This is a genomic window from Imperialibacter sp. (genome assembly GCF_040222815.1).
Classification (GTDB): Bacteria; Bacteroidota; Bacteroidia; order Cytophagales; family Cyclobacteriaceae; genus Imperialibacter.
The window spans coordinates 230147-253255 of record NZ_JAVKCH010000036.1 but is presented as its reverse complement, the minus strand read 5'-3'; the positions used below and the strand labels follow the sequence as shown (position 1 = coordinate 253255).

Annotated in this window: 22 protein-coding genes; 21 read left to right on the top strand and 1 reads right to left on the bottom strand. The window is 45.5% G+C overall.

Features of this window, described 5'->3' with window-relative positions:
- Positions 1 to 64: 64 nt before the first annotated feature.
- The 4 genes from RIF36_RS18320 (at position 65) to RIF36_RS18305 (ending at position 3812) form a co-directional block, all read left to right on the top strand.
- Complete coding sequence (locus tag RIF36_RS18320) at positions 65 to 328, top strand: hypothetical protein (RefSeq protein ID WP_350075808.1); 264 nt, start codon at positions 65 to 67, stop codon at positions 326 to 328.
- 10 nt (positions 329 to 338) lie between these two features.
- Entirely contained in the window at positions 339 to 794 is a 456-nt protein-coding gene (locus RIF36_RS18315; RefSeq protein WP_350097325.1) for a hypothetical protein, read from the top strand.
- On the top strand, positions 791 to 1450 hold the full coding sequence (locus tag RIF36_RS18310; RefSeq protein WP_350125232.1) for a flavin reductase family protein: 660 nt from the start codon (positions 791 to 793) through the stop codon (positions 1448 to 1450). The genes RIF36_RS18315 and RIF36_RS18310 overlap by 4 nt, the downstream gene beginning before the upstream one ends.
- Before the next feature lie 166 nt (positions 1451 to 1616).
- Entirely contained in the window at positions 1617 to 3812 is a 2196-nt protein-coding gene (locus RIF36_RS18305; protein ID WP_350075814.1) for a sodium-translocating pyrophosphatase, read from the top strand.
- A 76-nt stretch (positions 3813 to 3888) separates the two neighbouring features.
- Here RIF36_RS18305 and RIF36_RS18300 read toward each other — a convergent pair whose 3' ends face one another.
- Positions 3889 to 6207, bottom strand: a complete 2319-nt coding sequence (locus RIF36_RS18300) for an ATP-binding protein (RefSeq protein ID WP_350125235.1) — start codon at positions 6205 to 6207, stop codon at positions 3889 to 3891.
- Positions 6208 to 6372: 165 nt separating this feature from the next.
- Here RIF36_RS18300 and RIF36_RS18295 point away from each other — a divergent pair, with 165 nt between their 5' ends.
- The 17 genes from RIF36_RS18295 to RIF36_RS18215 all read left to right on the top strand — a co-directional run bounded on the left by RIF36_RS18295 (position 6373) and on the right by RIF36_RS18215 (position 23088).
- Positions 6373 to 7200: an alpha/beta hydrolase gene (locus RIF36_RS18295; RefSeq protein WP_350125238.1), complete on the top strand. Its 828-nt coding sequence runs from the start codon at positions 6373 to 6375 to the stop codon at positions 7198 to 7200.
- A gap of 140 nt (positions 7201 to 7340) precedes the next feature.
- The gene (locus tag RIF36_RS18290) at positions 7341 to 8426 is read left to right on the top strand and encodes a CDP-glycerol glycerophosphotransferase family protein (protein ID WP_350086492.1); all 1086 of its coding nucleotides are present in this window, start codon (positions 7341 to 7343) and stop codon (positions 8424 to 8426) included.
- 136 nt (positions 8427 to 8562) lie between these two features.
- Complete coding sequence (locus RIF36_RS18285; protein ID WP_350125241.1) at positions 8563 to 11031, top strand: ligase-associated DNA damage response DEXH box helicase; 2469 nt, start codon at positions 8563 to 8565, stop codon at positions 11029 to 11031.
- A gap of 56 nt (positions 11032 to 11087) precedes the next feature.
- Positions 11088 to 11507 carry a DUF2147 domain-containing protein gene (locus RIF36_RS18280; protein ID WP_350075823.1) on the top strand — a complete coding sequence of 140 codons (420 nt, stop codon included), beginning with the start codon at positions 11088 to 11090 and terminating at the stop codon, positions 11505 to 11507.
- 7 nt (positions 11508 to 11514) lie between these two features.
- A complete protein-coding gene (gene pdeM / locus RIF36_RS18275) occupies positions 11515 to 12159 on the top strand; it encodes a ligase-associated DNA damage response endonuclease PdeM (protein ID WP_350125244.1) in 645 nt (214 codons plus the stop codon).
- A 96-nt stretch (positions 12160 to 12255) separates the two neighbouring features.
- Entirely contained in the window at positions 12256 to 12795 is a 540-nt protein-coding gene (locus tag RIF36_RS18270; RefSeq protein WP_151997413.1) for an RNA polymerase sigma factor, read from the top strand.
- Between the two features lie 2 nt (positions 12796 to 12797).
- Entirely contained in the window at positions 12798 to 13721 is a 924-nt protein-coding gene (locus RIF36_RS18265; protein WP_350125247.1) for a hypothetical protein, read from the top strand.
- Between the two features lie 77 nt (positions 13722 to 13798).
- Complete coding sequence (locus RIF36_RS18260) at positions 13799 to 14695, top strand: cell division protein FtsX (protein ID WP_350086507.1); 897 nt, start codon at positions 13799 to 13801, stop codon at positions 14693 to 14695.
- A gap of 4 nt (positions 14696 to 14699) precedes the next feature.
- Positions 14700 to 14915 carry a DUF3098 domain-containing protein gene (locus RIF36_RS18255; protein WP_317492320.1) on the top strand — a complete coding sequence of 72 codons (216 nt, stop codon included), beginning with the start codon at positions 14700 to 14702 and terminating at the stop codon, positions 14913 to 14915.
- A complete protein-coding gene (locus tag RIF36_RS18250) occupies positions 14912 to 15703 on the top strand; it encodes an undecaprenyl-diphosphate phosphatase (protein ID WP_350075831.1) in 792 nt (263 codons plus the stop codon). The genes RIF36_RS18255 and RIF36_RS18250 overlap by 4 nt, the downstream gene beginning before the upstream one ends.
- The gene (gene truB / locus RIF36_RS18245; protein ID WP_350125250.1) at positions 15700 to 16401 is read left to right on the top strand and encodes a tRNA pseudouridine(55) synthase TruB; all 702 of its coding nucleotides are present in this window, start codon (positions 15700 to 15702) and stop codon (positions 16399 to 16401) included. The genes RIF36_RS18250 and truB overlap by 4 nt, the downstream gene beginning before the upstream one ends.
- Entirely contained in the window at positions 16388 to 17320 is a 933-nt protein-coding gene (locus RIF36_RS18240) for a bifunctional riboflavin kinase/FAD synthetase (RefSeq protein WP_350125253.1), read from the top strand. The genes truB and RIF36_RS18240 overlap by 14 nt, the downstream gene beginning before the upstream one ends.
- Before the next feature lie 8 nt (positions 17321 to 17328).
- Positions 17329 to 18027 (top strand): CoA transferase subunit A, encoded by a 699-nt coding sequence (locus tag RIF36_RS18235; RefSeq protein ID WP_350125256.1) that lies wholly within the window; start codon positions 17329 to 17331, stop codon positions 18025 to 18027.
- Between the two features lie 25 nt (positions 18028 to 18052).
- A complete protein-coding gene (locus tag RIF36_RS18230; RefSeq protein ID WP_350125259.1) occupies positions 18053 to 18715 on the top strand; it encodes a 3-oxoacid CoA-transferase subunit B in 663 nt (220 codons plus the stop codon).
- An 11-nt stretch (positions 18716 to 18726) separates the two neighbouring features.
- On the top strand, positions 18727 to 19548 hold the full coding sequence (locus RIF36_RS18225) for a M48 family metalloprotease (RefSeq protein WP_350125262.1): 822 nt from the start codon (positions 18727 to 18729) through the stop codon (positions 19546 to 19548).
- 10 nt (positions 19549 to 19558) lie between these two features.
- The gene (gene gldC / locus RIF36_RS18220; RefSeq protein WP_151997422.1) at positions 19559 to 19894 is read left to right on the top strand and encodes a gliding motility protein GldC; all 336 of its coding nucleotides are present in this window, start codon (positions 19559 to 19561) and stop codon (positions 19892 to 19894) included.
- Between the two features lie 452 nt (positions 19895 to 20346).
- On the top strand, positions 20347 to 23088 hold the full coding sequence (locus RIF36_RS18215; RefSeq protein WP_350125265.1) for an outer membrane beta-barrel protein: 2742 nt from the start codon (positions 20347 to 20349) through the stop codon (positions 23086 to 23088).
- The last annotated feature ends 21 nt before the right edge of the window (positions 23089 to 23109 follow it).

Genomic DNA, 23109 nt, shown 5'->3' with positions numbered 1-23109 from the left:
TTCTTCAAAACAATTCGGTCGATCTTAAAGATATAGATAGTATATCATTCAACATGTAATATTCATGCCAAGTCCGCCGGAAGCATTTCTAATTTTTAAAACTGAGTTGAAAAGGCTTGAACTCGAGAAAGAAAGGCTTCGAATCCAGTATGAGCAAAGGATATCATTGCTAAACGAAGAACTTGATTACTTAAAAGAACAGATAAACTCTCAGGAAAGCATGCTTAAATCGGCTTTCGACTATGCGTCTAAGCTTGAGCAAAACATGAAGGCCTTCAAAGAAGACATTATCCAGGACAAAGCACGCTTGAAAGAAAGCCGCCATTAAAGCCACGCCTATGGAAGCTATAAGAAACTTGAAAGAAGCCGACATGGAAGCAATGGGTTTCCAGCTACGTTTCGAAAACCGCTGGGCAAGGGTTGTCTATCACCCTGGCTTGAAGGTCGTCCTTTGCCAGCTACTTTCGGACTACGTACCTATAGAACATTTTCGCTCTATGTTCCAACAAATTTCAGCTCTAATTGAAAGTGGAGATTTTACAAAATTCATTTTTGATAAAAGATCACTGCGCACATTTCATCAGCCTTCAATGGAATGGTATTTTCTTTATTGGAAACAGGAAATGATGCGTTATGGATTACTTCAACATCGAAAAATACTGCCGAATCTCAACTGGTTTAAGACAGCCGTTGCCATTGAACGAGAGAAGATCGCCAGCAAAATGTCGCCAGAAGCAGTTAAAAAACTAGACATCAGGTATTGCGATAATATTCAGGAAGCTATTCAACTATGAACAGTGCAAATGTTTCCCACCTCAAAGCTGAAGACATACTTTCCATGGAAAGCCTGGTTAGACGCAACTTTGTCAATTCGCTAACGGGATTCAAAAGCGTGACCTTGATCGGAAGCAGAAGCTTAGAGAGAGTTAATAACCTGGCTGTTTTCAGTCAGGTGATCCATGTGGGAGCAACACCTCCGCTGATTGGTGTACTTTTCAGGCCGCATACTGTTTCCAGGCACACGTTCGAGAACATTTTGGCTACCGGTTCATTTACCTTGAACCATTTCACAGAAAAGACCGTGCCGCAGGCACATCAAACCAGCGCAAGGTATGGAGAAAGTGAATTTGAAGCCACCGGGCTAACACCAGAATTCAACGGAAGCTTTTCTTCTCCCTATGTGAAGGAAGCTACAATAAAAATCGGTCTTGAGCTTGTGGAAGTGCAAACCATCAAAGCCAATGGCACCGAACTCGTTATTGGAGCCATAAAAGAAACGTTGGTGCCAGATTCTTGCATCGGATCAGACGGTTTTGTTGACCTGGAAGCTGCTCAGGTCGTCACTTGCAGTGGGCTCGATTCGTACCACTCCACCAACAAAATAGCCCGACTTACGTATGCCAAGCCTGGAAAAACACCACAACTGATAGACAAAATCTTGTCCCATTAAAAAATGTAGCTTTCCACGACGGTATTTGTTGAGGGAAATACCAAGTATCCAAAAATCATCCGATTATATTAAAATTTTTCAATTTACTCAGCTATTTTTGCGCCCCTGAAATGAGCCTTAACATGTATTAAGGTCTAACAACTTTTCATTGAACTAAAAACTGACCATGAACAGTATAGTGTATTTAGTCCCTGCTCTGGGGATTTTAGGATTGATCGTAATGATCATGAAATCGTCGTGGGTATCGAAACAAGATGCCGGTGATGACAATATGAAGGTATTGGCCGGCTACATCGCCGACGGAGCCATGGCTTTCCTGAAGGCAGAGTGGAAAGTGCTTGGCTATTTCGTGGTAATCGCCGCAATTCTGCTTGCCTATTCGGGCACTCTTGTTCCTGACTCTCACCCAACCATCGCCATCGCCTTTGTAATAGGTGCGGTTCTTTCTGCATTTGCTGGCTGGGTAGGCATGAACATCGCCACAAAGGCAAACGTGAGAACCACCCAAGCCGCAAGAACCTCACTGGCCCAGGCCTTGAAAGTTTCTTTTAACGGTGGTGCCGTTATGGGCCTTGGTGTAGCTGGTCTGGCTGTTCTGGGCCTTGGCTCACTGTTCATTGTATTGGTTCAGATTTTCGTGCCCGAAGGAGCTGCGGCTACCGGCCTTGAAATGAAAACTGCTATTGAAGTGTTAGCTGGTTTTTCTTTAGGAGCCGAATCTATCGCTCTTTTCGCCCGTGTTGGTGGTGGCATATACACCAAAGCCGCTGACGTAGGCGCTGACCTGGTCGGTAAAGTTGAAGCTGGCATTCCCGAAGACGACGTTCGTAACCCTGCAACGATTGCCGACAACGTGGGTGATAACGTAGGTGACGTAGCTGGCATGGGCGCTGACCTTTTCGGGTCTTACGTAGCCACCATCCTTGCCACCATGGTATTGGGACAAGAAATTGATGCTTCTGCCGATGCCTTCGGTGGGTTCTCTCCCATTTTGCTACCGATGATTATTGCCGGTATGGGTCTTGTTTTCTCTATAGTAGGTACATTTTTTGTCCGCATCAAAAGTGAAACTTCCAGTGTTCAGGCAGCTTTGAACATGGGCAACTGGTCATCTATCTTCCTGACTGGTGTTGGCTCTTTCTTTCTCGTAAACTACATGCTTCCTGCTAACCTTTCCATCAGAGGTTACGAATTCACCAATATGGACGTGTTCTACGCTATCCTGCTCGGCCTTGTGGTTGGCGCATTGATGAGCATAGTGACCGAGTACTACACTGCCATGGGTAAAAAACCTGTCAACTCTATTGTTCAACAGTCTTCTACAGGTCATGCAACCAATATTATCGGTGGCCTTTCTGTCGGAATGGAATCGACAGTGCTACCTATCCTGATTCTTGCCGCCGGCATTTATGGCTCGTTTTCGTTTGCTGGCCTCTATGGTGTAGCCATTGCGGCTGCCGGTATGATGGCCACTACAGCTATGCAGCTTGCCATCGACGCCTTTGGCCCGATTGCAGATAATGCCGGAGGTATCGCTGAAATGAGTGGTCTTCCTAAAGAAGTTCGTGAGCGCACCGACAACCTGGACGCAGTAGGTAACACTACCGCAGCAGCTGGAAAAGGTTTTGCTATCGCTTCGGCTGCACTTACGGCACTTGCGCTATTTGCAGCGTTTGTTGGTGTAGCTGGAATCGACTCAATCGATATTTACAAGGCTGACGTGCTTGCAGGCTTGTTCGTGGGCGGAATGATCCCATTTATATTTTCCTCCCTTGCTATTGCGGCCGTAGGTCGTGCGGCTATGGACATGGTAAACGAAGTGCGTCGTCAGTTCAAGGAAATTCCTGGCATCATGGAGTACAAAGGAAAGCCAGAATATGACAAATGTGTCGCCATTTCAACCAAAGCTTCCATTCGTGAAATGATGCTGCCTGGTGCCATTGCCCTGCTGACTCCGATCATCGTTGGTTTCAGCTTTGGACCTGAAGTACTCGGGGGAACCCTTGCCGGTATCACTGTTTCTGGTGTGTTGATGGGAATTTTCCAAAACAACGCCGGTGGTGCCTGGGACAATGCAAAGAAGTCGTTCGAAAAGGGTGTTGAAATCAATGGTAAGATGGAGTACAAAGGCTCTGAGCCGCACAAAGCGTCAGTGACTGGTGATACTGTAGGTGATCCTTTCAAAGACACTTCCGGACCGTCGATGAACATCCTTATCAAGCTTACGTCTATTGTTGCCCTCATCATTGCGCCGCATATTTCCGAAAAACCTCACACAGCGTCGATAGACCAGCAGCTCAATGAGCAAACAGCAAAAGAGATTAGTGTGAAGGTAGAGAAGGTGCTTGAAAAGGTTAAGTAAAACCGAGTCTTGTAAAAGCTATACACGAAACTTAAATGACCCGTGCCTCTTTCTGGTGCGGGTCATTTTTTTTGCCTTATTCTGAGCGCTCCTTCGGAAACTTCACTACAATAGTGGTGCCCTTGCCAACCTGGCTTTTGAGCACGATAGCAGCCCCCAGCCTGTCAGCTATTTTCTTTACAACGTATAAGCCAAGGCCGTCTCCCTGCGATAACTGACTGCCTTTGAAAAACATATCAAAACATCTGTCCTGCACATTTTGCGGAATACCCACTCCATTATCTTCCACAGTAAGGCTTACATGATCTTTAGGCCCCTCGGTAAAGCTTATTACGAGTACAGGTTCTACTTTTGAGGAAAATATCAAGGAGTTTTCGACGATGTTAGTGAGCACACTTTCTATCAAGTCTTCGCTAGCATTAAAGCCTAAGTCAGGGGCAATATTTACGGTGACTTTTGTACCATTGTCGGTCAATCTATCCTGAAAACCGTCCAAAACCTTTTCCACCAGTTTGGCACACAAATCGCTGCCGATATGATTAACCGTTAATTCGGTACTGGAAACATAGCTAATAGCAATTAGCTTCTTAAGCATGCTGTCCATTCCACTGATGACCTTGTCAATCAATTCGTAGAGTTCCCCAACTTTTTCATCAGTATTTCTATCCTCAACCAGCTGGACAATTCCTCTTAATGTCGTTAAAGGGCGCCTCAAATCGTGTGAGGCTCGGTATAGAAACGTATCCAGTTCACGGTAAGCTTTTTGCAGGTTAAGGGTTTTCTCCTCAACCAGCGTTTCAAGCTTCGAGTTGATCAGATTGATTTGAGCATTCACATTACTCAGCTCCTTGTTGCGGGACTCGATAAACTTATTCTGTTCATCTACTTTGATCCGCTTTTCTTGTAGCTCCTTATTTTGCGACTTTATTTCATGCAACGCATTCTCCAACGCCGTGCCCATGCTATGGACCTGTGCTCCCAGCTCACCCAAATTCTTGTTCTTTGAAGCGTCGGAAAAATTAAGGTTGGCATATTGCTGTAGTGATTTTAGGGTCTCGTTGAGGTTATCGCCAACCTTTGCACTCAACAATTCGAGCATGTGATTTATATCAGCTCTCAGCCTTCTTAGTCTCGGGTTTGCCGCCTGCTCTTTCAGTCTTACAGAAAAAACGCCATTGTTAACTTGCTCTATGAGAAACTGCATTTCCATAATCAGTGCCTGATCTTTTTCAAGATTAGACTTGATCCTGTCGACCTCACGGTTTATCTCGTGGGCCATGTCTCTCATTTCCCTGCTTCCCCGCTCCGATATCTTTTCATAACCGGTTCGGTCGCCGTTCAAAAAAAGAAAAAAGTTGATGAGACCGCTCTTCAGCAGCATAAGAGGTCTTACCACCCACCGGGAAGTAATGCCTACCACTAATACCACACTCAGAATAGCGCCTAAAATACTCATTATCAAGTTTTTCCATAGCATGCTAAGATACGGAGCCATAAAATCTTCCTTGGGCACTTCTGCAACGACAAGCCAGTCAAATTCAGGTAAGACCCTCGTCATTAACAAAATGGTTTTCCCTTCCCTTTGGAACTCTGCGATTGACACCTTACCGCTGAGTATATCTTCAGCCACTTCGTCCAAGCCGGGCTCATTTTTAATATTGGATCCATTTGAAACCGAACTACTATGCCCTATCCGGGTCGTGTCGTTGTGAAGTTTGATGGTGCCACTGCGGTCAACAATATAAAGCTGTCCAATTGACTCAAGGCTATCATACTTAATTACTGAACTAAACTTATCAAGTCGCATGGCCACGTCAGCCAGCCCCAGAACGCTACCGTCATCTCCAACAATCTTGTTGTTGACATAGAAAAGCAACTGCTTGTGCTTCACATATTTGTTAATGTCTATATTGAACTCCCGAAAATTGTCGCTGACGAGAAATTTCTTAAAAAAAGGATCTGCAGCGTCGGTTAATTTTCGCCGAGGCCAATTGTTTGAAATAATTACCGGGTTTTCAACTGGGATAATGTGAAGGCTAACAATATTCTTGCTCGCCCCAATTTGGTTCAGGTACCTGAGCATTTGCGTGGTATCAGGTTGTTCGTTCCTGAGCCAGTCCTTAACAAAGGGGCTGTTAGCCAAATATTTTGACACATGAATTGACTCACTCACATTCTCCATAAACCGAACGGCAGCATAGTCAACCAGGACAGGAAGCTCATTTGAAATCACCCTTTCCGTGACTGTCTTCTTATTTTGATAAAAAGTCCATACACTTAAAATAGTACCAACGACCAAAATCAACAGTGATATCAGCACGGTAAGTATAACCTTGAGCCTTTGTTTCCTAAGGAAGGAGAAAAAATTGTAAGAAGGTTCTTTGAAAGAAGACATCTATACTTTGCTGATCTGTATAACTTTAAATGTACAAGTTTGTTATCGTCATTACCAACTGACGTAGGCTAAGCGGATTCAAAGGTGCATGCTCCACAAATTTTTTTACACATTAAACTCGGAAAAATAAGTGACTTCTAAAGGGAAGATGTTAATCTTGTAGTGATGAAGTATATGAAAAAACTTATTTTTCCGTGTCTTGCATTAATAGTGTTGCTTTCCTCTTGCAAAGATGAGGAGGATAAGAAGAACTATCTCACCTTTGACTTGTACAGCCCTGAGCTCGACCTAACCAAGACGATATGGCTCTATCTTCCTGCCGACTACCAGACAACTGAAAAGGAATATCCCGTTGTTTACTTTCAGGATGCTCAATGGGTTTTTGAAAAGCCTGAAGGGTACACACAGGAAATGCATGTGGATGAAAATTTGCGAGCACTTGAGAAAGAGGGGTTTGAAGGAGTGATTGTAGTAGGCATTCAAAGCAATGAAGAGACGAGAGCAGATGAATTTAGTCTCTATGCCAACCCTTCGCTGCGGGCGGGTGGGAAGGGCCAGCAATATCTGGACTTTATGGTTCATACGCTAAAGCCAAACATTGACAGCCTGTATAGAACGAAGGAAGACCGCTCCAACACCGCTATCATGGGCGCAAGCCTCGGGGGTCTTGCAGCATTTTATGGGCTCACCCAATATCCTGAAGTATTTGGAAAGGCTGCTCTTTTTTCGGCGGCTTTGCATTTCAACGCTGACTCTGTGTTCTCAAAGGCTAGCCATAAGCTCGTTATGGAAGACGCTCGGGTCTTTGGGGTTGTTGGGAAAAATGAGCACAACAGTGAAGTGAATTTTCCCGCAGACAATGAAGCACTTTTCAAAGCACTCACAAAGTACCTCCCATCTGAAAATGTAAACTTTACCATCCACGAAGATGGTGAACATAAAATATGGTTTTGGGAAAGGGAATTTCCCAGTGCAGTACTTTTCCTATTCTAGGCCTTCGAATTTTGCTGATTAAATGCAGCTAACGGTTTTACTTTCGTGGAAACACTCAATCAAAAATCTCACTCAAGGTTTCTATATCTATATTAGATAATTTTTGAAATTGCATTACGTTTGATGCATTTTGGTACTTCATGAAACTATCAGAGTATCTCCTCACAACCCCTTACTATCTTTTCTGGAAGGTCAAAAAGCTATTTCACTCGGGTGAACCGGTCATAGACTTTTATATAGGTGAAATGATGGACTACTTCATTATGAAGTCCGTCATAAGAAAGTTTCCCCAATCAAGAGTCGTCGCCAAAAATGCTTCCATAAAAAAAGAGCTTGAATCACTCGGAGTAGCTGCCATCTCCTGGCCCTCCTTTCCTGATGTTGTCATCATGGCCAGGCACGCCATGCATGAGTTCCCTATTGACAATGTACTCAAAATAGGAATGGCGCATGGTGTTTACCAGTTCAAAAGGTTCATCAAGGCTAAAAAATACAACGTTTTTCAACGTTTCTTTATGACCTCTCAGGAACACATGCTGATGGGTGAGAAAATTGGCATAGAGTGCGGAGTTGCCATAGGTTGCCCTAAACTTGATCAGGCTTTTAATGGAGAAATTGACGACAACTACCTTGAAGCGTTGAAGACTTCTTTAAATTTGGATCCAGCAAAACCCACTGTAATGTTCTCCGCCACCTGGGACAAGTCGGGCATGTCGGCTATCCGCCTGTGGCATGAAAGAATAGAGGAGTTGAGCAATGCCTACAATGTAATGGTGACCCTTCACCCGTTTATGAGTAAAGGGTACAAAGACAGCGTACGCAACAAAAAGAACATCTTCTACATTGACAGCTACAATACTGTCCCCTACCTGATGCTGGCCGACGTGCTGGTTTCTGATACCAGTAGCATCATTGGCGAGTATTGCGCCTTCAACAAGCCTATTGTCTCCTTCAAGGTAGAGACAGGCACCAGGTTAACAGAAGACATCAAGGAGTTGATTGGCTCCATCAGCGTCTCCGTCCAATCATTTGACGAGGCAAAAACTGCCATTGAAAAATCGTTAAAGAATGACACGCTTGGGGCGGCCCGGGAGGCAGCGAATAAGAAATTCTTCTATGCGCTCGACGGAAAAGCATCCGATAGAGCGGCTGAAGAAATTGTAAAAGTGCTGCAAGAAAATAACCTGCACACCGACGCATCATTAATGCAGGTTAAGACAGAATAACAGCCTGCTCGCCAATCCAGCCAGCCCCAATTTAATTTACAATACTTTGTTCCTTGCCTTAAATAACCCTCACTTTTTTATAGATTCGTCTTGGTAGCCCTCATTCATTTTCGATCTCACACACCGCAAAACTCCATTGGAAAACCTTATCAAAGACGGCAAGCAGAGGTTTGTCAAAAAAGGCTGGAAGCCATTTGATTTTCAGGTTGATACCTGGCGGGCCTTTCTTGAGGGGAAATCTGGTTTGCTCAATGCGCCCACCGGGAGTGGCAAAACCTATGCCCTTTGGGTGCCCTGCCTGCTTGAGTACATGAGGGAATACCCCACCGACTACAGGAAACCCAGAAAGAACGGCTTGAGAATCCTTTGGATCACGCCACTGCGTGCGTTGGCAAGAGATATTCAACTCGCCATGGAGGGCATGTGCATAGACTTTGAAATTCCCTGGGAAATCGGCATCCGAACAGGTGATACCAGCACTTCAGATCGGGCAAAACAGAAAAGATCAGCCCCGGAATGCCTGGTCACTACACCGGAAAGCCTGCATTTGCTCCTTAGTCAGAAAGAGGCTGTCAATTATTTTAAATCGCTTACCACTATCATCGTTGACGAGTGGCACGAGCTTTTGGGAACCAAGCGGGGAGTTCAAATTGAACTGGCCTTTTCCCGGCTTAGGGCCACCAACCCTGGCAACCTTAAAATATGGGGCGTGTCGGCCACCATTGGCAACCTCGACCAGGCCCGGGAGGTATTGCTGGGGCCAACGCTATTCCCTGGCAGTGTTGCTATCAAAGCCAATATTCACAAAAAAATAGAAGTGATCTCTGTGCTGCCCGACGAGGCTGAGAAGTTCCCATGGGGCGGGCACCTGGGTGTAAAAATGATGGACAAAGTGCTCCCAATCATCGAAAAGAGTAAAACCACCTTACTTTTCACCAACACCCGCTCTCAAACAGAGATCTGGTACCAGCAGATTTTGCACGCAGCCCCTCACCTATCAGGTGCCATGGCCATGCACCACGGCAGCATGGACAACAACGTGAGGAAATGGGTAGAAGAGGCCTTGCACGCCGGCAAGCTCCAATTGGTGGTGTGTACCAGCAGCCTTGACCTTGGTGTCGACTTCAGGCCAGTGGATACCGTCATCCAGGTGGGGGGGCCTAAGGGTGTCGCCCGCTTCATGCAGAGAGCCGGTAGAAGCGGCCATCAGCCTGGCGCTACCAGTAAAATTTACTTTGTACCTACACATTCACTCGAGCTGATCGAAGGTGCTGCCCTGCGGTCGGCTATAGACAAAGACTATTACGAAAGCAGGAAGCCTCTGGAAAAGTGCATGGATGTGCTCGTGCAATACCTCGTAACACTTGCCGTGGGTGAAGGCTTCATACCTGATGTCATTCTTCAGGAAGTAAAGCAAACCTATTGTTTTAGCTCTCTCAGCCAGGAAGAGTGGCAATGGGCGCTGCAATTTATTACCACCGGCGGTAGCAGCCTCGGCGAATACGATGAGTTTTCGAAGGTCGAAATAATTGAGGGCGTTTATCGGGTAACAGACAGGCGAAAGTCTACCATGCACCGGCTGTCCATAGGCACTATCGTTGGCGACCCCTCTCTCAGGGTCAAATACCTCACAGGTGGCAATATTGGCACCGTGGAAGAAAGCTTTGCTTCGAAGCTCACAAGGGGCGATGTCTTCTGGTTTGCTGGTCGCAACCTCGAATTCATCATGATCAAAGACATGACCGTGCTCGTAAGAAAAGCAAAGAAAAAGCGTGGACTCATACCCCGCTGGGGTGGTGGGAGAATGCCTCTCTCCTCGCAACTATCCATCCTCATCCGGCAAAAATTAGAGCAAGCGGCGCTGGGCGACTTCAGTGATATTGAATTGGAAACCATACGGCCCATCATTGAACTACAGAAGCGATGGTCGATAGTGCCAGACGCTGGCAAACTCCTGATTGAGAAGGTAGAGAGTCGGTTCGGGCACCACCTCTTCATCTACCCCTTCGAAGGGAGGTTTGTTCACGAGGTGCTCGGCGGCCTGGTGGCTTACAGAATCGGCAAACTTGCCCCGATCTCTTTTTCCATTGCCATGAACGACTACGGCTTCGAATTGCTGACCGATGAGCCGATTCCAATCGAAGAAGCACTGGAGCTTGACCTATTTTCTACCGTGAACCTTCTCGAAGACATTCACCACAGCATCAACGAGTCGGAAATGGCCCGCCGACGGTTCCGGGATATTGCTTCCATCGCTGGCCTTGTTTTTCATGGCTTCCCCGGAAAAACAATCTCCAACAAGCACTTGCAAGCCAATTCGCAAATCATCTACAAGGTTTTTGAGGACTATGACAAAGAAAACCTGCTTCTCAAGCAGGCCATGGATGAGGTGATCACCCTTCAAATGGAGCAAAGCAGACTGCTGGAGGCTGTAGACAGAATCAACTCACAGCAAATCACCCTCATGTACCCGCCCCGGCCAAGCCCCTTCGCCTTTCCCATCATGGTTGAGTCGCTTAGGGAAAGGCTCACTACTGAAAGTATCGAGGACAGGGTGATAAAACTACAGCAGCAGTTGGAGAAATTTGCCGATAGCCAGGGCTAGCACATTGCTTATTTTTGTTCTACTTCCTTATATTTAAGCAAACATCATCACTCATTATGCGAATCCTTGTCTTTATTACCCTTTTGCTTTGTTCCTACCTCTCTCAAGCGCAGTCAATAACCGGACAGTGGGTAACCATTGATGACAACACTGGCAAAAAGAGGTCAATAGTGGAGATATATGAGAGCGAGGGGAAGTATTTCGGTAAAATCGTTAAGCTTTTCAGGGAACCTGGTGAAGAACAAGACCCTGTATGTGACGAATGTGAAGACTACAGAAAGGGCAAAAAAATAATAGGAATGAATATCATCACCGATATGGAAAAAGAAGGAAGTGAGTTGGACGGTGGTGAAATAATGGATCCTGAAAATGGGAATATCTACAAATGTAAAATATGGAGGGAAGGTGATGAACTAAAAGTCAGAGGCTATCTCTACTTTCTCTACAGAACCCAAACCTGGCTGCCACAGGAATAAACAATAAGTGAAGGATTCATTGGAGTTCACCCTACTTGAACAATCTCTGGTACTTTCGATTCATAAATCCATTTTCTGGAAGGAGCAGGAGTGCCTCATTGTTTCCGATCTTCATCTCGGCAAGGCCGGGCATTTCCGAAAAGCGGGCATACCCATCTCATCCAAAATTCATACCGAGGATTTGGACAGGCTCGATCTCTTGCTGAACAAGTATCAACCAAAGCGGCTCATCATGCTGGGAGACCTTTTTCACAGCGACAAAAACAATGAGTGGGAAGCATTCAGTGATTGGCGAAGCCAGTACCAAAACCTCAAAATCACACTGACTTTGGGCAATCATGATATTATCGAAACTGTCAACTACAAAAAAATTAATGTAACCGTGGTGGATGAACTTCTGCTAGCACCCTTTTTTATGAGTCATCACCCGACCAAAAACGCTAACGGATACAATCTTGCAGGACACCTCCACCCCGGTATCAGTCTCAAAGGAAAGGCAAGGCAAGGTGTGCGAATCCCTTGTTTCTATTTTGGGGAAAAAGGAGCTCTGATGCCTGCATTCGGCAATTTTACGGGTTACGTTGCTATTTCCCCTGGCAAACAAGATAAAGTTTTTGCTGTAACTCCCACTTCCGTAATTACCATTCAATGAAAAGCATTAATTTACATTTTATAACTTTACAATTTCTTAATATAAACCTGGGGGGTTACTTGACCAGCTATTTCAGTATTAAAGCAAAAGCCGCCAATGAAAGATGACGAGATTCTTGCAAAAATAAGCAAGGGTGACGAGACGGCTCTGGACTACTTGTATAAGAAGTACTACAGGATGATGACAAAGATCGTCTTGTCCAACAATGGTACAGAGGAAGAGGCGAAGGATGTATTTCAGGAGGCTTTGATCGTTTTTTGGCAAAAGGCTGTGAGTGGAAATCTTGTGATGACCTCCAAAATCAGCACTTTTTTGTACAGTATCTGTCTCAATCAATGGAGAAAAGAGCTGGACAGGAAAAGTCGGCTTTCAAATGAAGAGAAAGATGGAGAGGAATTTCAAGAGCATGACGCAGAAGAAAAGGCACGTATTATTCAGGAATGCATTGGCGATCTTGGGGATATTTGCAAAAAGCTGCTAACTTATTATTATTTCGACGGTATGTCGATGAATGATATAGCAGAGAAACTTCAGTTTGCGAACACAGACACAGCAAAGACCAAAAAATACAAATGCATGAAACGACTTGATCTGTTGATCAGAAGTAGGTATAAAGAAGAAGACTTTCTCGACTAAGAATGAGTAACACGGACTTTAAAGAACTTATTGAGCAGTACCTGACAGGAACCATCTCCGATGGCAACAAAGCAGTCCTGGAATCTAAACTTGCCTCAGATGTCTCGCTTAGAGCTGAAATGAAAACTCAGAGCGACATGGTTTCCGGTTTGAAAGAATTCCGTAAGGCCGAACTAAAGACCAGGCTGGACAATGTTCCGTTAGAAGTTGGCGTGTTGGGCACCCTTGGCCAGTCCGCTGTGGTGAAAGTGGCTGCAACTGTAGGCACTGCTATCCTGCTGGTGGGAGGCATGTACTACTTTAGTGAAGAGGCTGTTAACCCTGCCCCTGAAATTGGGCAAATGAACCCAATCACTTCTTTCGAGCAAGATAAAACTGCACCCGACATAGCATTTAAAGAGCTTCCTTCTGTTGAAACACCAGCCAAGCCCGTTGAACATAAGCAGCAGTTTGCATCTGTTACTTCAACCTCCAGCGCAACAGCTGCTGAAGATATACCGGACGTTGCGGTACCTGCCGCCGAAGAAATTACTCCCACATTTGAAAAACCAACAGTTGCTGAGTTTGAAACTGATGTGGAGTTTGAGGTTGAAGCAGTTGGCAAAGAAGATGCGCTGGCTGAAAGCGACCCTATTGAAATTAACAAGCCAATAGATATTGAGGTCAAATCTGAGGCTGGCAACAGCAACAAACTTCAGTACCAATTCTACGAAGAAAGGCTTTATCTGTATGGCAACTTCGAGGAAATCCCTTACGAAATATTGGAAATCAATAGCAAAGATGGTAAGCGGATTTACCTGTTCCATCAGGACGTTTACTACAAGCTAAGCTACCCAACCAAGAAGATCAGCACACTTGAAAAAGTTACCAACGAAGATCTTCTCAGCGAGTTAAAGATTTTCAGAGATAACAAGGCGCTTAATTAAAGCGCCTTTTTATTTCCCTTCCTGCCCTATAAGTAGCTGCAAATTACTATTTTTGGCTTTTCCCCGGTAAAGCTCAAATGGCTACATACGAGAAGAAAGTCAGAAAAAAGAAAAAACTCGGCAGCTACCCTTTCGTAAGCGTAGTATTCAGCATATCCCTTGCCTTGTTTGTCCTCGGCCTGTTCGGCGTTTTTTTCCTGCTGACAAACAACCTTACCCGTTTTATTCAGGACAATATTGAGGTGCAAGTTTACCTGAATAAAAACGTCACTGAATCAGAAAAAATACAGCTACAGAAAACGCTCGCCGATAAAGACTACGTAGCCAAAAAAGAAGGGAGCCAGGTGGTTTTAATCTCCAAAGAAGAAGCCGCCAAAGAATTTATTAAAGAAACCGGCGAAGACTTCACTCAATTCATCGGCGATAACCCGCTCAGAGACTTAATTATCCTTAAGATAACCCCTGATTATCAGTCCACTGAAAAACTCGCCCAGATAAAAAGTGAATTGGAAAGCATAAGGGGCGTGTTTGAGGTTGTGTACCTCGACAACCTGGTTGAAAGTATCAATAAAAACCTGACCAAGATAGGCCTTGTGCTTATTGGCTTCTCGGCTATCCTGTTGCTGGTCGTCATCATTCTGATTAACAACACTATTAAGCTGGCACTTTTCTCGCAGCGCTTCCTCATCAGAAGTATGCAACTGGTAGGTGCTACTGCCGGCTTTATTCAAAAACCGTTTCTTATGAGAGCCACGTTTTATGGCTTGCTATCTGCCATTATTGCCAGTGTCGGTCTTTTTGTGCTTTTGAAATATGCCAATTCAAAAATAGAAAACCTGGCAGATTTGCAACGAACGGACGAGGTAATGATTCTTTTCGGTAGCCTGCTGCTGGTGGGCATGCTGGTAGGCTTCGGCAGCACTTACAGAGCTATCAACAAATATCTGAAAATGTCTTTGGACGAATTATATTGAAGAAATGAGCAACAAAGAAAAGTTTCCATTCCAGAAGATCAACTACATCATCATGATTGCCGGGGTATTAGTATTGTGTCTTGGCTTTATTATCATGACACTCGATACTGAGCCTTATGGTTTCGGGTTTGCCGGGTTAACACTTGGCCCCCTTACCGTGCTCGCCGGCTTCATTATCGAATTTTTTGCGATTTTTTATCAGCCCAAAGAGAGTAAATGAACGTTTGGGAAGCCATTGTCCTTGGCATCGTTCAGGGACTAACCGAGTTTTTGCCGGTTAGCAGCAGCGGCCATATTGAAATCGGAACCGCCATCTTCGGCATACAATCTGAAGACAACCTCCTGTTCTCCATTGTTGTGCATGCCGCAACTGCACTAAGCACGATTGTCATCTACAGAAAGGACATTCTACAACTCATCGTTGAGTTGTTTAAATTTCAATGGAACGACTCCACCAAATTCGTTTTTCAAATAGCCTTATCCATCATTCCGGTAGGTATCGTAGGCGTTTTTTTTGAAGATCAGGTCGAATCCTTCTTTGGTGGCCGAATCATGCTGGTCGGGTCAATGTTGATAGTAACAGCGGCGCTGTTGGCTTTCACCCACTTTAAAAAGAACAATGAAGGAGAGCTAACTTTTCCCAAGGCGTTTGCTGTAGGCATCGCTCAGGCCATTGCAATTCTTCCTGGTATTTCAAGATCAGGTGCCACTATCTCCACTGGGCTGTTGCTGGGCATCAAAAAGGATGTTGTGACCAGATTCAGCTTCCTTATGGTGTTGGTGCCAATCCTGGGAGCTGCTTTCCTTAAACTGCTTGATTTCTTGAAGACTCCGGAAATTGCCAGCCAGGTTAGTGCTACTGCCTTATCACTAGGCTTCCTGGCTGCTTTTGTTTCAGGCATGGCAGCCTGCCAATGGATGATTAGCATAGTAAGGAAGGGCAAACTAATCTACTTCGCTGTTTACTGCCTTATTGTAGGTCTTGTTGCCATATTTGTTAGCCTGTGAAAGGAAAGAAGCATTACGACTTTGAGGCCGGAGAGACCATCGGTATAGATAAACCTAAAGAATGGACCTCTTTTGATGTTGTAAAGAAAGTTCGCAACACAATCAGGATAAAGAAAGTGGGCCATGCAGGAACGCTCGATCCTCTGGCTACAGGCCTGCTGATCATCTGCACAGGCAAAGCCACTAAAACCATCAACCAGATTCAGGAACAAAGAAAAAAGTATACCTGCACACTGGTACTGGGCAAAACGACCCCAAGCGTTGACCTGGAAACGGCTTTTGACAGTGAGACAGACACAAGCCATCTGTCATCAGAGCAGGTAGCTGGGGTTCTCGACACCTTTCAGGGAGTTATTGAGCAAGTGCCGCCCATCTATTCTGCCATCAAGGTGGACGGTAAACGAGCCTACGAAAGTGCCCGAAAAAATGAAACACTTGAACTGAAAGCACGTGAAGTAACTATTTACTCACTACAGATGTTGCGCATAAATCTTCCGGAAGTGGAGTTTGTTGTAGAGTGCTCTAAGGGCACCTATATCCGAAGTCTGGTGAGAGACATAGGTGAAAAGCTTGGCGTGGGTGCCTATATGTCTGCCCTTCGAAGGAACTCTATAGGTGATTATCAGGTTGAAGATGCTTTTACCATAGAAGAGTTCAGCAATATTTTTACATCAAAGCCAGGAAATGAAAGTAGTTGAGGGCATTGCAAGGCTTGATCATGATGGCTACATGGTTGTTACCGCCGGCACTTTCGATGGCGTGCATGTAGGACATAAGGCTATTTTGCAACAGGTATGCGAACAAGCCAGCATTCACAATGGTAAATCTGTTGTTATCACCTTCTGGCCTCATCCAAAGTTCATATTAGGCGATGCATCCACACTCAAACTTCTTTCTACCTGGAAAGAAAAAGAGGAGTTGTTCAGAAAATCTGGCATCGACTTTCTCGTTAAGATCCCATTTACAAAAGAGTTCTCAGAGCTAACTGGTGATGCGTTCATCAGGCAAGTGCTGGTAGATGCGCTGGGCACCAAAAAACTCATTATAGGATATGACCACAAGTTTGGCAAAAACCGTGAAGGTAGCTTTGAGTACCTACAGGAAAATGCTTCTCAATACGGGTTTGAAGTCGAAGAAATACCCCGGCAGGACATTGACCATATTGGCATAAGCTCAACCAAGGTTCGCAAAGCACTCATGGAAGGCAATATTGAACATGCCAACGAATTTCTGGGTTATCACTATATGCTCGAAGGCGAAGTAGTGAAGGGCGACAATATAGGGACAGGCTTGGGCTTCCCCACTGCCAATTTGCACGTTGAAGAAACCTTTAAACTGATCCCTGCCGATGGCATTTATGCGGTGACCGTTGATTTCAAAGGAATGAGCTTTGATGGGATGCTTTACATAGGCAACAGACCCACGCTGCAAGCCTCACCCAAAACTATTGAGGTAAATATTTTTAACTTTGATCAGTCAATCTACGGAGAACGAATCCGGGTAAACTTTGTAGCGCTTCTGAGAAAGGACCAGCGGTTCGATAGCCTGGAAATGCTCAAGCATCAACTAGCCTTAGACAGAGGGCAGGCGATCAAAGTATTGAAACAGCTTAAATAATTGCACCTATGATTAGCAAAGTTGTGAAAAATGCCGACGAAGCAGTGGCCGACATCCAGAACGGCTCGGTGTTAATGCTAGGCGGCTTCGGGCTTTGTGGCATCCCCGAAAACTGCATATCTGCCCTACTTTCAAGCGGCGTGAAAAACCTCACATGTATTTCAAACAATGCTGGTGTGGATGACTTCGGCATTGGGTTGCTGCTGAAAACAAGGCAAGTCAAAAAAATGGTTTCCTCTTATGTAGGAGAAAATGCCGAGTTTGAGCGGCAGCTACTGAGTGGTGAACTGGAGGTAGACCTGGTTCCTCAGGGTACGCTGGCCGAAAGAATAAGAGCAGGCGGCGCTGGCATCCCAGCCTTCTTCACCCCCGCCGGTTACGGCACCGAAGTGGCCGAGGGAAAAGAAGTAAGGGAATTTGACGGAAAGAAATATTTATTGGAAGCCTGGCTCAAAGCAGACTTTTCGCTGGTAAAAGCCTGGAAGGGAGACACCGCCGGGAACCTGATTTTTAAAGGCACGGCCAGGAATTTCAACCCTATGATGGCCACCGCTGGCCGGATTACAATTGCTGAAGTAGAAGAGCTGGTACCTGCCGGTACGCTCAACCCCAACGACATTCATACGCCGGGAGTTTTCGTTCAGCGAATTTTCCAGGGCGTGAACTACGAAAAACGCATCGAGCAAAGAACAATTCGCCAGGCATAACTGTAGCCGTTTAAATATTGAACCAATGGGATTAGATAAAATAGCCATAGCCAAAAGAATAGCCCAGGAGGTAAAGGATGGCATGTACATCAACCTGGGCATAGGTATCCCTACCCTGGTGGCCAACTACCTTCCTGAGGGCATCGACGTGGTGCTGCAATCGGAAAATGGCCTGCTGGGCATTGGCCCCTTCCCTACTGAAGATGAAGTAGATGCCGACTTGATCAATGCTGGGAAACAAACAGTGTCTATGATACCTGGCTCTTCCCTTTTCAGTTCGGCCGACAGCTTTGCCATGATCCGTGGGGGGCATATACATTTGACTATTTTGGGTGCTATGGAGGTGTCGGAAAATGGTGACATCGCCAACTGGAAAATCCCCGGCAAAATGGTGAAGGGCATGGGGGGAGCGATGGACCTGGTTGCTTCTGCTGAGAATATCATAGTGGCTATGCAACACAAAAGCAAAGATGGCCAATCGAAATTATTAAAGGAGTGTACACTACCTTTGACGGGTATTCGATGTGTGAAGAAAATAGTAAGCGACCTCGCCGTGCTGGAAGTGCTGCCGGAAGGCGGGTTCAAGCTGCTCGAAAGAGCTCCGGGCGTGAGTGTGGAAGAAATAAAAGCTTCCACAGCTGGCAAGCTTATTGTAGTAGGTGAGATTCCTGAAATGAGGATTAATTAAACATAACATAAATGAAAATTCTTAAAAGCTTTTGGATTGCAGGTCTTCTTTTGGCCATAGTTGCTTGTAAAAAAGATGATGACGATGGTGGTGGATTGCCTGTTTTCTTCTCTTTGCAAAATGATATTGACCTGGGTAAGCAGGTAAGTGATGAAATTGCTGCCAACCCGGCTGAATACCCGGTTTTGGACGAGACAGAGTATGTTGAAGCGTATGCCTACCTTCAGGGAATAACAGACGAAATCTTAAACAGTGGCAAAATCGAATATAAAGATGAATTTGCCTGGAAAATCCACATTATCCATGATGACGAAGTACTCAACGCATTTGCTACGCCTGGCGGGTACATTTACGTATACACAGGTTTAATCAAATACCTTGAGCAGGAAGACGACTTGGCTGGCGTAATGGGGCATGAGCTTGCCCACGCCGATAGAAGACACAGTATGCAGCAGATGCAGAAGGCATATGGTCTTCAACTGGTACTCAACGTTATCCTTGGCCAAAACCCTTCAAAGCTGGCAGAAATTGCTGGAGCTGTTGCCGGAAATGCAACCACCCTGGCATTTAGCCGTGACAACGAATCAGAGGCTGACGAGTATTCTGTGATTTACCTGGCAGAGGGCAAATACGCCTGCAATGGCGCCTATAGCTTCTTTCAAAAACTAATCGATAGCGATCAGGCTGGCAAAACACCGAAGTTTCTTAGCACACACCCAGATCCTGCGTCAAGAGTGGAAGACATCAATGCCAAAGCGACCGAGCTGGGCTGCGACACCGCTCCACTTGCGCCTGCCTCTTACGAGGACTTTAAGAATAGTTTACCTGAATAATAAAGCATTAATGAACAAGTCAGAAATACGTTTTACTGTTGAAATGGACGAAAACCGTGTCCCGGAGAAAATAATCTGGGATGCCGACGAAAAGGCGGGTGAAGAGCTCAGCGAAACCAACGCCATAGCCCTGGCCTTGTGGGATGCCGACCAAAAAAACACGCTCCGCATCGATTTATGGACGAAAGATATGGAAGTGCCCGACATGAAACGTTTCTATATAGACTGCATCGGCGGCATGGCGCAGAGCGTGCTCAATGCCACTGGAGACGAATTTATGTCGCAAGAAATGAATGCATTATGTGACAAACTGGTTACTTACCTGCAAAAAGAAGGGGAGCAATAAGCTCTCCTTTTTCCTTTTTAACGGATAAAGCTCTTCTCCATCCGGCTTTTTTTCCTTCTTCCCTTCCCTCCCATTTTATGTTTGTGGCCCATACGTGAGTGCAGCTGGGCAAAGTAACTGTAAGGCGTGGCTATTCCATCCATTGGGCACGACTAACCGCATAAAGAACTCCAGTGTTTCACCTGGCAGCATTTCGTGACAATTTTTAACAACTCCGTACCATTCAACCGGTGAAATAGCATTTTAAAAAATTACAATTTCACTATTCTAATGTGGAGCCTACTTTTATAGACTGGTTACACACTCTATCGGGCGCTGAATTTGGCCGACAGAAAATAGCTACATCATATACTCAATAGCTTAAACGTGTCCTAAATAATGACTTTGAAGAATAGTTATCAAAGCACAGGTACACTTATTTCCTATTTTTATACTACTAGCATAACTATTTGATGTTAAGACTTCTTACCATTATATCCCTGTTGTTTTCGTTTCTTGCTGCCCATGGCCAAACAGTCTCCATTTCGGGAACAATAAAAGGAGCCAACGATTACTCCGGCCTACCTGGTGCCACCGTGCTGGGTGAAAAACTAAGCTCTCCCCCAGCCTCAATGGGGGTGGTAACTGATCTCGAAGGAAAATTCAAACTGGAAAAAGTAGAACCGGGTAGCTACAGATTTCAGTTTCAATACATAGGTTATCAGACGGTGATAAAAAATGTAACAGTCGGTGCAAAGGATATTTCCTTTGGAGACATTTTACTCGAAGAAGAAACCACTACGCTTGAAGAAGTAAAAGTCACCGCTCAGGCGATGATGAGTGAGCAGAAAGGAGATACGTCCGTTTTCAATGCCGTGGCTTTCAAAACAGTGCCCGACGCCAGCGCTGAAGACCTGGTACAAAAGATGCCGGGCATTGCTATGGTGGATGGCGTGATGCAAGCCCAGGGCGAAAATGTTCAACGAATTCTTATCGATGGGAAGCCATTCTTTGGTGGGGACGTGCAGGCAGCCTTGCAAAGTTTGCCAGCCTCCGTTATAGAAAGTATTCAGGTGTTTGACAAAAAGAGCGATCAGAGCGAGCTAACGGGGTTCGACGATGGCGAAAGAATAAAGACCATTAATATCATTACGAAACCTAATCGCAGAAGAGGGCAGTTTGGAAAAACGTCGGTGGGAGCTGGTACTGATCAACGGTACATGGCAGGCGCTAACCTCAACATGTTCAATGGCGACCGTCGGGTAACTATCTCGGGCCTGAGTAACAACATCAATATTCTCAACTACTCGGCAAGCCCCAATGCAAGTGCCGACAGCAGGACCCAGGATGGAATCATCAATAACAACGCCATCGCAGTGAACTTTGCAGATACCTGGGCAAAGTCACTGGAGGTAAGTGGCAGCTATCTGTACAATCACAGGAAGGATGAAACCACCCAAACCAGGTTCAGAGAATATGTGCTCCCGTCCGACTCAGGGCAGGTTTACTCAGAAAGCAGCTACAACAATGCCACTAACGCCGAACACCGGGTGTTTATGAAAGTTGACTACAAGATCAACGACAACAACAGGATCATCTGGCGGCCATCTGCTTCCTTCGGCAACAACATCCGCAACTCCAACTTCCTCGGTCGCACAACAACCGACTTTGGCCCTTTGAATCAAACCGAAAACAGCTCTTCATTCGATCTTTTCGATTTAGACTACTTCAATAACCTGATGTACAACCATCAATTTGAAAAAAAGGGCAGGGCGTTCACCATCAACCTCCGAAACGGCTTTCACATCAACACCGATGACAGGTACAGACTGGCTGAAAATATTTTCTATCAGTCGGCTGACAGCAGTGAGTTGCTCAAGCAAAATATTGAGTGGAACCGAAGGGGGCACGACTGGAGGGTCAACGCTTCCTATACTGAGCCCGTCGGTGCCAACGGACGGATTGAACTGGAACATACAATGGGAGACAGAATCAATGATTCTGACAGAAGACTGTACGACTTTTCGGAGCAGTTTGATGACTACACCCTGCTCGACCAGGCGCTGAGCAACACCTTCGACAACAGTTACTTTACGCAAGAAACAGAGCTGGGCTACCAGTACACACTAAAAAAACTTACTGCGCAGGTAGAAGTGGAATATCAGGATGCCAAGCTAAAGAATGACCAGCAGTTCCCAAGGGAATACACGCTCAACCGACGCTTCAACAGCGTGCTGCCATCGTCCCGGCTTCGCTACAAATTTACGGACAATACCAATATCGAATTAGATTACCGCACCTGGACCAGGGAACCACAAATAGGACAGCTACAGGACGTTATTGACAACTCAAACCCGCTTCAACTTCGCACAGGAAATGTAGATCTTAACCAAACTTATACCAACAGAATAAGGACCAGGATCAGATCAAATAACCCCGAAACGAACAGGTCGATGTTTGTTTATGCCCACACCGAACTCACCGGGAACTATATCGGAACCAGCACCTTTATTGCCGAAGAACAAACTACCGTTGGTGAAGGGGTGGTACTCGAGAAAGGCTCTCAGCTCATAAGCCCGGTTAACCTGGATGGGTACAAGGAATTCAGGTCATACCTGAGTTATGGCCAGCCATTCTCGCTGATCAAATCAAATGTCAACTTCAATGGTGGAGTCAATTATACAAGCAGACCTGGCCTCATCAACGATGAGCTCAACCTGGCCAACTCATGGAACTACCGCCTTGGCTTTTCGCTAAGCAGCAACATCAGTGAAAATATCGACTTCAGGGTGGCCACCTGGTCGAGATACAATGTGGTGGAGAACAGCCTGCGGCCGGCGCTCAACAATAACTTCTTCACTCAAACTACCAGGCTCAACTACAACATGATCTTCGGAAACGGCTTCACGTTCAGAACAGACGTGAGGCATCAAATCAACGCAGGGCTTTCTGCCGGTTTCGACAACAGCTTCACTCTTTGGAACATGAGTGTGGGTAAAAAGTTGTTCAAAAACAAGCTTGGTGAAGTAAGTTTGAATGTGTACGACATCCTGAAGCAGAACAACAATATCCGAAGAAATATATCCGAAATTTACATTGAGGATACGCAGTCGAATGTGCTTAACCGGTATGTGATGCTTTCTTTTACCTACAATTTCCGGCATTTCTCAGTGGGAGCCAGCCAGGACGATTTCGAAGAGATCAAAACCAACTAAACAAGCTAACGGGGGACCCGA